The organism is Microbacterium sp. Leaf351, assembly GCF_001423825.1.
Classification (GTDB): domain Bacteria; phylum Actinomycetota; class Actinomycetes; order Actinomycetales; family Microbacteriaceae; genus Microbacterium; species Microbacterium ginsengisoli.
The window spans coordinates 77,815-88,618 of record NZ_LMPK01000034.1 but is presented as its reverse complement, the minus strand read 5'-3'; the positions used below and the strand labels follow the sequence as shown (position 1 = coordinate 88,618).

Genomic DNA, 10,804 nt, shown 5'->3' with positions numbered 1-10,804 from the left:
CCCCGTACCGCACGATCGTCGACGCGGTGAACCGCGGCGACCTCGCGGCGGCGACCGCCGAGCACCAGCGCCTCGAGCCGCTCGTGCGTGCCGTCATGACGCATGTGCCCGGCACGGTGAGCGCGAAGTACATCCTCCACGGCCTCGGCCGCATCGGCAGCCCCCGCGTGCGCCTGCCGCTCGTCGGCCCCGAGGAATGGGAGGCCGCGATCATCGAGGACGAGCTCGCCCTCGTGACCGGCGTGCCCGGCGCCGATTTCTCCAACTTCCGCCCCGACCGCAACGCGGCCGCGGGCGGTGCGCTGCCGAAGGTCCACGGCACGACCCGCTGACACCGTCCGCCGCGAGTGCGGACACAAACGCCGCGCGAGCGGCCATACCGAGACGCCGCCCCCGCGGCGAGATGACGGATGCGCGCGAGGCGCGGCATCCCGGAAAGGCTCTGCATGCCCACCCAGGTCTACGATCCGCCCGCCCTCGACTCCGGCACCCTGCGCGTCACGCCCCTCGGCGGACTCGGCGAGGTCGGCCGCAACATGACCGTGTTCGAGTACGACGGGCGTCTGCTCGTGGTCGACTGCGGCGTGCTCTTCCCCGAGGAGCACCAGCCCGGCGTCGACCTGATCCTCCCCGACCTCGGTCCGCTGCGGGATCGGCTGGCCGACATCGAGGCGGTCGTGCTGACCCACGGCCACGAGGACCACATCGGCGCCGTCCCCTACCTGCTGCGGCTGCGCCAGGACATCCCGATCATCGGCTCGCAGCTGACGCTCGCCCTCACCGAGGCGAAGCTCAAGGAACACCGCATCAAGCCGTATTCGCTGACCGTCGCCGAGGGGCAGCGCGAGAAGGTCGGTCCGTTCGACCTCGAGTTCGTCGCCGTCAACCATTCCATCCCCGACGCGCTCGCCGTCGCGATCCGTACGCCCGCGGGCCTCGTGCTCGCGACCGGCGACTTCAAGATGGACCAGCTGCCGCTCGACGGCCGCCTCACCGACCTGCGGGCGTTCGCTCGGCTCGGCGAGGAGGGCGTCGACCTCTTCCTCGTGGACTCCACGAACGCGGATGTCCCGGGCTTCACGCCGCTCGAGCGCTCGATCGGCCCCGTGCTCGACCAGGTCATCGCCAAGGCCCCGCGCCGCGTGATCGTCGCGAGCTTCTCGTCGCACGTGCACCGCGTGCAGCAGGTGCTCGACGCCGCTGCCGCTCACGGCCGTCGGCTCGCCTTCCTGGGACGCAGCATGGTGCGCAACATGACGATCGCCGAGGACCTGGGCTACCTGACGGTGCCCGACGGCGTGCTCATCGACTACAAGAAGGCGCAGAACCTTCCCGACGACCAGGTCGTCTTCATGTCGACCGGATCGCAGGGCGAGCCCATGGCGGTGCTCAGCCGCATGGCGAACCTCGACCACGCCATCGAACCCGGACCGGGCGACACCGTGATCCTCGCGTCGAGCCTCATCCCCGGCAATGAGAACGCCGTCTACCGGGTGATCGACGGACTCACCAAGCTCGGCGCGAACGTCGTGCACAAGGCCAACGCCAAGGTGCACGTGTCGGGTCATGCCGCCGCGGGCGAGCTGCTCTACTGCTACAACATCCTCAAGCCCCGCAACGTGCTGCCGGTGCACGGCGAGTACCGCCACCTCATGGCCAACGCGAAGCTCGCGCAGGAGACCGGCGTCGAGCCGGAGCGCACGATCCTCGCCGAGAACGGCACGGTCATCGACCTGAAGGACGGCCGAGCGCGCATCGTCGGCCAGCTTGACGTGGGCTTCGTCTACGTCGACGGCTCGAGCGTGGGCGAGATCACCGACGCCGACCTGAAGGACCGCCGCATCCTCGGCGAGGAGGGGTTCATCTCCGTCATCGTCGTGGTGGATGCCGCGACCGGCCGCATCGTCTCCGGGCCTGACATCCACGCGCGCGGTGTCGCCGAGGACGACTCGGTCTTCGACGCGGTGAAGCCGAAGATCGCGGCTGCTCTCACCGAGGCTGTGCAGTCGGGCGTGCGCGACACGCACGCACTGTCGCAGGTCGTGCGGCGCACGATCGGTCGCTGGGTCAACCAGTCGCTGCGTCGTCGCCCGATGATCGTGCCGCTGGTCATCGAGGCCTGAGCGGATCGGGCGCGGGCATCGGCGGGACTACGATCTGAGGCATGCCCGAGTCGTTCGCGATCCGGCCGGCGACGAGGTCGGACGGAGCGTTTCTCGCCGACATGGTCGTGGAAGCGGCCAATTGGCGACCGGGTTCGGCGCGCCCTCGGCACGAGGTGCTCGGCTCGCCCGAGCACAGCCGCTATCTCGCCGGCTGGATGCGCCCCGGCGACGCGGGATTCGTCGCGACCTCGCCCACCGGTGAGCCGATCGGTGCGGCCTGGTATCGCATGTTCCCGCGCTCGGACCCCGGCTTCGGATATGTCGCCACCGGTGTGCCCGAGCTGATCATCGGGGTGCGTCCGATCTGGCGGGCGCACGGTGTGGGCCGCGCATTGCTCCAGCGTCTCGCCGCCCACGCCGCGTCCGCCGGATATCAGCGTCTGAGCCTCAGCGTCGAGCGCGGCAACTTCGCCGCCACGTTGTACCGCTCCGAGGGCTTCGCGGTGACTCAGCCCACGAGCGGCCGCGACATCATGGTGAAGCGGCTGCGGTGAGGCATCCGCTCGTCGTCACGCCGCCTTCAGCAGCGCGGTGACGCCGAGGCCGCCGGCCGCGCAGACCGAGATGAGTGCCGTGCCGCCGCCCCGCTCGTGCAGGATCTTCGCGGTGCCGGCGAGGATGCGCCCGCCGGTCGCCGCGAACGGATGCCCCGTGGCGAGGCTCCCACCCTTGATGTTGAGCTTCGCGCGGTCGATGGGCCCGAGCGGGGCGTCGAGTCCGAGCCGGGTGCGGCAGTAGTCGGCGTCCTCCCACGCCGCGAGCGTGCACAGCACCTGTCCGGCGAAGGCCTCGTGGATCTCGTACACGTCGATGTCCTGCAGGGTGAGCCCGTTGCGCGCGAGCAGGCGCGGCACCGCGTAGGCGGGTGCCATCAGCAGGCCTTCCGGGCCGGGGCCAGCGAAGTCGACGGCGGCCGTCTCCGCGTCGATGACGTACGCGAGGGGGTGAAGGCCCCGTTCGGCACCCCACGACTCCGTGCCGAGCAGCACCGCCGACGCGCCGTCGGTGAGGGGCGTCGAATTGCCGGCCGTGAGCGTGCCGCGTCCGCTCGTGCGATCGAAGACCGGGGAGAGCGTGCCGAGCCGCTCGAGGGAGATGTCGGTGCGCAGGTTGTTGTCGCGGGTGAGCCCGCGGTACGGCACGACGAGATCGTCGAAGAACCCCGCCTCCCACGCGGCGGCGGCGTTGCGGTGAGACGCATAGGCGAGCTCGTCCTGCGCGGCGCGGGTGATGCCCCACTCCTTCACCATGAGCTCGGTGTGCTCGCCCATGCTCAGGCCCGTGCGCGGCTCGCCGTTGCTGGGCACGTGGGGGCGCAGCATCCGCGGGCGGAAGCCGGCGAACAGCTTCGCCCGAGCACCGAACGAGCGCGCCTGGTTGGCGCGCAGAAGCAGATGACGCAGCCCCTCGTCGAGCGCGAGGGGGGCATCGGATGTCGTGTCGACCCCGCCGGCGATCGCCGAGTCGATCTGCCCGAGCGCGATCTTGTTCGCGACGGTCACCGCCGCCTGCAGCCCGGTGCCGCACGCCATCTGCACGTCGAATGCGGCGCTGGCGGGGGAGAGGGTCGTGCTGAGCGCCGACTCGCGGGTCAGGTTGAAGTCGCGCGAGTGCTTGAGCACGGCTCCGGCCGCGATCTCGCCGATGCGCTCGCCGTGCAGGTCGAACGCGTCGGCGACGGCCTGCAGCGTGGTCGTGAGCATGTCCTGATTGGATGCGTCGGCGTAGGCCGTGTTCGAGCGTGCGAACGGGATGCGTCGGCCGCCGTAGACGGCGACGGGGCGGGGTGGGGTCATGGGGGATCCTCCGTGCCCGCGTCGGCGCGGGCCTTCCGGCATCCTCCCACCGCACGCGGGGGTGCGGGTCGTGGCGGCGTGTGGCCGCGGCATCCGCGTCGCTACCGGCCAGTGTCGGCCCGGACGCCTACCGTGGAGGCATGCCCAGGAGCAGCAGCGCCACCTCGAGCGGCCGCGCGCCCGCGAAGAGCGGTGCGTCGCGCGCTCGCAAGCCCGAACCGACCCCGCGCGGCTACGTCGGCGAGCCTGACAGGCCGGCCCTCGCGGTGCGCGCCTGGATGGGGCTCGCGCACGGCGTCGGCGGGCTGTTCCGCGCGTTCGGGCCCGAGACGCTCGAGAAGGAGCAGCGCCGCGACGGGCTCCCGTTCCTGCTGGTCGTCCTCGCGGTCGCGGGCGCCGTGGTCGAGTGGTTCCTCATCGGCACGGATGTCTCCGCCTCCGTCTCCGCCTACAGCGTCGGCGGGCTGGTCGGACGGCTCGCGTTCCTCATGCCGGTGCTGCTCGTGCTCCTCGCCGGGTGGCTGTTCCGTCATCCGGCCTCGGTGCACGACAACGGCCGCATCGGCATCGGCTTCCTGCTGTTCGTCGTCGCGATCGCGGGCTTCTGCCACGTGGCCGGCGGACGGCCTGCTCCCTCCCAGGGTCTTCCGGCGCTGAGCGGCGCCGGAGGCCTCTTCGGCTGGATGGTGGCCGAGCCGCTCGCCTACCTCCTCTCCCCGATCGGCGCGTACCTCGCCCTGGGGCTCCTCGCCGCGCTCAGCGTGCTGATCCTCACCAAGACCCCGCCGAACCGCATCGGCCGCAGGCTCGGCGACCTGTACGCGTGGATGTTCGGCACCGAGCGCGTGTCCGAGCCCGACGCCTCCGCCGAGGCGGCCGATGAGACGCTGCCGGCGTGGCGTCGCAACCGCGGGCGTCGTGAGAAGGATGCCTCGACCTCCCCGTCGCAGGACCTCACAGAGCTGCTCTTCACGACCGATGACGCCCAGGGCGGGTTCGACCAGGCCGTCGCACCGGTGCCCACCGATGCGATCACCGAGGTCGTCGATCCCTCGATCATCCGCGCGGCGCGCACGCAGGCGGCTCGCAACGCGGCGACCTCCCTCGTCGACGACGGCGACACCGGCCCGCAGGAGGCACTGCCCGATGTGGTCGGCTTCGGATCGGATGCCGCGGGCCTCCCGCCCGCCGCCCCCTACCGGCTGCCGGCCGTGACGACCCTGGCGCCCGGCGCGCCCGGCAAGGCGCGTTCGGCGGCGAACGACGAGGTCGTCCGGGCGATCACCGGGGTGCTCGACCAGTTCCAGGTCGATGCGCGGGTCACCGGCTTCTCCCGCGGACCGACAGTCACGCAGTACGAGATCGAGCTCGGCCCCGGTGTGAAGGTCGAGCGCATCACGGCGCTCACCAACAACATCGCCTACGCGGTGGCCTCCAACGAGGTGCGCATCCTCGCCCCGATTCCCGGCAAGAGCGCCATCGGCGTCGAGATCCCCAACACCGACCGCGAGATCGTCACCCTCGGCGACGTGCTGCGTTCCTCGACCGCGCAGCAGCAGACCCATCCCATGACGATCGGCGTCGGCAAGGACGTCAGCGGCTCCTACGTCGTCGCCAACCTCGCGAAGATGCCCCACCTGCTGGTCGCGGGCTCCACCGGTTCCGGCAAGTCGAGCTTCGTGAACTCGATGATCACGAGCCTGCTGATGCGCGCCAAGCCCGCCGACGTGCGCATGGTGCTCATCGACCCGAAGCGCGTCGAGCTGACCTCGTACGCCGGCGTGCCGCACCTCATCACCCCCATCATCACGAACCCGAAGAAGGCGGCCGAAGCGCTGCAGTGGGTCGTGAAGGAGATGGACATGCGGTACGACGACCTCGCGTCGTTCGGGTTCCGCCACATCGACGACTTCAACCGCGCCGTCGTCGCCGGTCAGGTCGAGTTGCCGGCCGGTTCCGAGCGCGTGCTCAAGCCCTACCCCTACCTGCTGGTCGTCGTCGACGAGCTCGCCGACCTCATGATGGTCGCCCCGCGCGACGTCGAGGACTCGATCGTTCGCATCACGCAGCTCGCCCGGGCCAGCGGCATCCATCTCGTGCTCGCCACCCAGCGTCCGAGCGTCGATGTCGTCACGGGTCTCATCAAGGCCAACGTGCCCTCGCGGCTCGCGTTCGCGGTCACGAGCGTCACCGACTCGCGCGTCATCCTCGACCAGCCGGGCGCCGACCGTCTCATCGGACAGGGCGACGGGCTGTTCCTGCCGATGGGGGCGTCCAAGCCGCTGCGCGTGCAGGGCGCGTGGGTCAGCGAGGCGGAGATCGAGAAGGTCGTCGCCCACGTCACCGGACAGGCCCGCCCCGACTACCGTGCCGACGTGCAGGCCGCCGCGGAGAGGAAGGAGATCGACGCCGACATCGGCGACGACCTCGAGCTGCTCCTCGCCGCCGCCGAGCTGATCGTCAGCTCCCAGTTCGGCTCGACCTCGATGCTGCAGCGCAAGCTGCGGGTCGGGTTCGCGAAGGCCGGACGCCTCATGGACCTCCTCGAGTCCCGCGAGATCGTCGGGCCCTCGGAGGGCTCGAAGGCGCGTGACGTGCTGGTCACCCCCGAGCAGCTGCCCGAGGTGCTCGCGCGTCTGCGCGGCGACGACGTGCCGGCCGCGGCATCCGCCCCCGCTGGGATCGATGAGCGTTACGCCGACGATCCGGTCGAGCGGCAGTTCGACGGCTACGATGTCCTCGACTCCGACGGAGACGAGGATGCCTGGAGCCTGACCGGCCGCGACTGACCATGACGACGATTCCGCGACAGCTGCCCAACGCGATCACCATCGCGCGCATCCTCTGCGCGCCGGTCTTCCTGTGGCTGCTGCTCTCCGACGGCGGCACCGACGGAGGCCTGCGGTGGGCCGCCGCTCTGCTGTTCGTCGTCGCGATCGCGACCGACGGCATCGACGGCTACCTCGCCCGCAAGTACGAGGTCGTGACCGACCTCGGCAAGATCCTCGATCCGATCGCCGACAAGGTGATCACCGGCTGCGCGTTCGTCGGCCTCTCGATCCTCGGCAAGCTGCCCTGGTGGGTGACGATCATCGTCCTCGTGCGCGAGATCGGCATCACCGTCTACCGGTTCATCGTCATCAGCGACCACGTGCTCGCCGCAGCGTGGATGGGCAAGCTCAAGACCGTCGCCCAGGCCGTCGCGATCACGCTCGCCATCGCGCCCCTGTGGACGGTGCTCGGCGGCTGGGTCTCATGGTTCGTCGTGGCGACCATGTGGATCGCCGTCATCCTCACGATCGCGAGTGGCATCGACTACCTCGTGACCGAGATCCGCGGCGCCCGCGCGGCGCGGCGGTCGGCCACGTGACCGACATCGACGCGCACGACGGCAGCGCCGACGCGGAGGAGACGCTCGTGCGCTCCCGACCGGCGGCGCCCGCCTCCGACGCGGCCCGCCTCATCGCCCGGCTCGACGACCTCGGCTGGCGCATCGGTGTCGCGGAATCGCTCACGGGCGGCGCAGTGACCGCCCAGCTCGTCGCGGTGCCCGGGGCATCCGCTCACGTGCAGGGCGGAGTCGTCGCCTACGCGACCGAGCTGAAGGCCACGCTGCTCGGCGTCGATGCCGAGGTGCTCGCGCTCCACGGCGCCGTGCAGCCCAAGGTCGCCCGCCAGATGGCGGAAGGGGTGCGCGGCGCACTCGCCCTCCCAGGAGTCGAGGTGCAGGTCGGCATCGCGACGACCGGCATCGCGGGGCCGACCTCGCCCGACGGGCAGCCGGTGGGAACCGTGCACATCGCCGTGTCCACCCCCCTCGGCACGCGTGTCGAATCGCTGCAGCTCGACGGTGACCGCGACGGCATCCGTGCAGAGACGGTGCGCCGCGTCATCCGGCTCGCTCTCGACGCCCTCTGAGGGGTCACCGTGGCGAGGGGAATAGGGCCTGTTTCCGGTCGGTTACATTCGGTGATTCTGGCCCGATGCCCAGCGGCGCGGGTTAGATTGACTGCAACCGGTGAGGTAGCGTGGTCCCCCCGGACCGCGACCCGAGATGAGTGAGGAGGGGACCCGAATGATCCTGGTACGTCATGAGATCGGCGAAGTCCTGCGGGACCTGCGCCAGCAGAAGGGCCGTACCCTCCGTCAGGTGGCCAGCCGCGCGAGCATCGCGCTCGGCTACCTCAGCGAGGTGGAGCGCGGGCAGAAGGAGGCGTCGAGCGAGATCCTCGCCGCGGTCGCCGATGCGCTCGATGTATCGATCGCGATGATCATGCGCGAAGTCGCCGACCGACTCCTGGTGCTCGAGGGCCTGCAGGTCTTCCCCGATGTTGTCCCCGACGAGCTGGTGGCCTCGGTCGAGCCCGAGCTCTCGCTGCGCTGAGGTGCGACGCAGCGAATTCGAACGCGCGGTGTCCGACGAGTTCGGAGCGCGCGGTCCCGCGATCGTCGCGGACCTGGTGCTCTCCGAGCTCGGCGGGCGCACCCCCGTCGAGGCGCTCGATGCCGGCCTGGCGACGCGCGACGTCTGGCTCGCCCTGTGCGAGGCGACGGATGTCCCGCTCTCGCGCCGCCACGGCGCCGGACGCCTCGAGCCGAAGCGTCACTGACCCGTCCGTCGCTCCGATGAATGACGGTGTGTCGTTCGGCGTGTCGTCGAAGATCCGTTCGATGTCGGCGTAGTCTCCTTCACATCCGGTGACGTTCTCGTCGCCCTCACGGAATGCCGCAACGCCCCCGACCGATGTCGGAGGTGCGGCCTAGCGTGAGGGACGTCGAACGACACCAGACGCCTTGCCGGGAACACCCTCACCGTGGGGGCGGCCCGGCAGCCTACAGGCAGCGGAACGCGAGCAGAAGGAGCACGCCATGCCATCACCCGTCGAGCGCGAGAAGGCCCTCGAGTCGGCCCTCGCCCAGATCGACCGCCAGTTCGGAAAGGGCTCGGTCATGCGGCTGGGCAGCGACGAGCGCGCGCCGGTCGAAGTCATCCCCACCGGTTCCATCGCCCTCGACGTCGCCCTCGGCGTCGGTGGTCTTCCTCGCGGCCGCATCATCGAGATCTACGGTCCGGAGTCGTCGGGTAAGACCACGCTGACCCTCCACGCGATCGCCAACGTGCAGCGCGCGGGCGGCATCGCCGCATTCATCGACGCCGAGCACGCGCTCGACCCCGACTACGCCGCGAAGCTCGGCGTCGACATCGACCAGCTGCTCGTCTCGCAGCCCGACACCGGTGAGCAGGCGCTCGAGATCGCCGACATGCTCGTGCGTTCGGGCGCAATCGACCTGGTCGTCATCGACTCGGTCGCCGCCCTCGTCCCCAAGGCCGAGATCGAAGGCGAGATGGGCGACTCGCACGTGGGCCTGCAGGCGCGCTTGATGTCGCAGGCGCTCCGGAAGCTCACCGGTGGCCTGAACCAGACCAAGACCACCGCGATCTTCATCAACCAGCTGCGCGAGAAGATCGGCGTCTTCTTCGGCTCGCCCGAGACCACCGCCGGCGGGAAGGCGCTCAAGTTCTACGCGTCGGTACGCCTCGACATCCGCCGCATCGAGACGCTGAAGGACGGTACCGACGCGGTCGGTAACCGCACTCGCGTCAAGGTCGTCAAGAACAAGATGGCGCCGCCCTTCAAGCAGGCGGAGTTCGACATCCTGTTCGGCACGGGCATCTCGCGCGAAGGAAGCCTCATCGACTTCGGTGTCGAGCACGGCATCGTCAAGAAGTCGGGCGCCTGGTACACCTACGACGGCGAGCAGCTCGGTCAGGGCAAGGAGAACGCCCGGTCGTTCCTGCTCAAGAACGAGGACATCGCGGCTGACATCGAGCAGAAGATCAAGGCCAAGCTCGGCGTGGGCGTCCCGAAGGACGCCGATGCCGCCGTCGAAGACGAGCTCGCGAAGCGTCGTCCGGCCTGATCATGACGGTACCTCCCGGGGGCGAGCCCGACGGGCTCGCCCCCGTCATCCCCCTCTTCGGGCGCTCCGCGTCGGCCGGCCTGCCGCGTCCGACGTTGGCGTCCTCCTCGACGGATGCCTCTCCCGACGCGCCTGCCGAACCCGACACGCGGTGGCACACCACCTGGACGGCACCGGCCGCCCGGGGGCTGCACGCGCTGGGAGCCGTCGACGACTCGACGCGCGCGCCGGATCGCGGGCGCAGCCCGTCGTCGGGTCGCGCGATCGCAGGCCCCGGTGACGGCGAGACACCGTCGCCGGCGATCGACGCCGCGGCGGCGGAGCAGACCCTGCTGAAGCGCCTGCGGGGGCGGAGTCTGTCGGTGCGTGAGGCCCACGATGTGCTGCGGGCCGAAGGACTTGATCAGATGCAGATCGACGAGATCATCGACGCCTGCGTCGATCGCGGTTACCTCGATGACGCGGCCCTCGCCGAGCAGCTCGTGCACAAGGGGCTTCAGAAGCGGCAGGGGAGGGGCGCCGTACGTCAGGCGCTCGTGCAGCGCGGTCTCGACCGCGAGGTGATCGACGTCACGATCGACCAGCTGCCCGATGACGAGGAGGAGCGCGCGCTCGAGTTCGCGCTCGGCAAGGCCCGCACCCTGCGCTCACTCCCTCCCGAGGTGGGGCTGCGCCGTCTCGTCGGACAACTGCAGCGCCGCGGCTTCAACGGGGCGACGTCGATGCGGGTCGCGCGGCAGGCCCTGGGCGAGCGACCCCGTACCTCCGGGGTGCGATTCACCGACTGACTCCGTCGCGTGCTGGTCAGGCCGTCTGTCGTGGAGCCGACCGTAGAATGACAGGCATCATGACCTCCCCTCGCAGTACCCCGACTCTCATCGCGCCGTCGTCGGCAGCCCTCGACGTCGACGGGCACGCGCG

10 protein-coding genes and 1 pseudogene are annotated in these 10,804 nt (G+C 70.5%); 10 read left to right on the top strand and 1 reads right to left on the bottom strand.

Going from position 1 to position 10,804, the window contains the following annotated elements:
• The 3 genes and pseudogenes from ASG00_RS18080 to ASG00_RS10535 form a co-directional block, all read left to right on the top strand.
• Positions 1-332 (top strand): annotated as a pseudogene (locus tag ASG00_RS18080) (4-hydroxy-tetrahydrodipicolinate synthase); the annotation flags it as partial.
• Positions 333-446: 114 nt separating this feature from the next.
• On the top strand, positions 447-2,123 hold the full coding sequence (locus tag ASG00_RS10540) for a ribonuclease J (RefSeq protein WP_056209392.1): 1,677 nt from the start codon (positions 447-449) through the stop codon (positions 2,121-2,123).
• 41 nt (positions 2,124-2,164) lie between these two features.
• The gene (locus tag ASG00_RS10535) at positions 2,165-2,659 is read left to right on the top strand and encodes a GNAT family N-acetyltransferase (protein WP_056209389.1); all 495 of its coding nucleotides are present in this window, start codon (positions 2,165-2,167) and stop codon (positions 2,657-2,659) included.
• Between the two features lie 15 nt (positions 2,660-2,674).
• Here the strand turns inward: ASG00_RS10535 and ASG00_RS10530 are convergent, their stop codons facing one another.
• Entirely contained in the window at positions 2,675-3,961 is a 1,287-nt protein-coding gene (locus tag ASG00_RS10530) for an acetyl-CoA C-acetyltransferase (protein WP_056209387.1), read from the bottom strand.
• A 140-nt stretch (positions 3,962-4,101) separates the two neighbouring features.
• Here ASG00_RS10530 and ASG00_RS10525 point away from each other — a divergent pair, with 140 nt between their 5' ends.
• The 7 genes from ASG00_RS10525 to ASG00_RS10495 all read left to right on the top strand — a co-directional run bounded on the left by ASG00_RS10525 (position 4,102) and on the right by ASG00_RS10495 (position 10,671).
• Positions 4,102-6,750 (top strand): FtsK/SpoIIIE family DNA translocase, encoded by a 2,649-nt coding sequence (locus ASG00_RS10525; RefSeq protein ID WP_056209385.1) that lies wholly within the window; start codon positions 4,102-4,104, stop codon positions 6,748-6,750.
• Between the two features lie 2 nt (positions 6,751-6,752).
• The gene (gene pgsA / locus ASG00_RS10520; protein ID WP_056209381.1) at positions 6,753-7,331 is read left to right on the top strand and encodes a CDP-diacylglycerol--glycerol-3-phosphate 3-phosphatidyltransferase; all 579 of its coding nucleotides are present in this window, start codon (positions 6,753-6,755) and stop codon (positions 7,329-7,331) included.
• Positions 7,328-7,879 (top strand): CinA family protein, encoded by a 552-nt coding sequence (locus tag ASG00_RS10515; protein WP_416361463.1) that lies wholly within the window; start codon positions 7,328-7,330, stop codon positions 7,877-7,879. The genes pgsA and ASG00_RS10515 overlap by 4 nt, the downstream gene beginning before the upstream one ends.
• Positions 7,880-8,036: 157 nt before the next feature.
• Complete coding sequence (locus ASG00_RS10510; RefSeq protein ID WP_045247604.1) at positions 8,037-8,345, top strand: helix-turn-helix domain-containing protein; 309 nt, start codon at positions 8,037-8,039, stop codon at positions 8,343-8,345.
• A 1-nt stretch (position 8,346) separates the two neighbouring features.
• Complete coding sequence (locus ASG00_RS10505) at positions 8,347-8,571, top strand: DUF3046 domain-containing protein (protein WP_045247605.1); 225 nt, start codon at positions 8,347-8,349, stop codon at positions 8,569-8,571.
• Positions 8,572-8,830: 259 nt separating this feature from the next.
• On the top strand, positions 8,831-9,883 hold the full coding sequence (gene recA / locus ASG00_RS10500) for a recombinase RecA (RefSeq protein WP_056209378.1): 1,053 nt from the start codon (positions 8,831-8,833) through the stop codon (positions 9,881-9,883).
• A gap of 2 nt (positions 9,884-9,885) precedes the next feature.
• Positions 9,886-10,671, top strand: a complete 786-nt coding sequence (locus tag ASG00_RS10495; protein ID WP_056209376.1) for a regulatory protein RecX — start codon at positions 9,886-9,888, stop codon at positions 10,669-10,671.
• Positions 10,672-10,804: the final 133 nt, after the last annotated feature.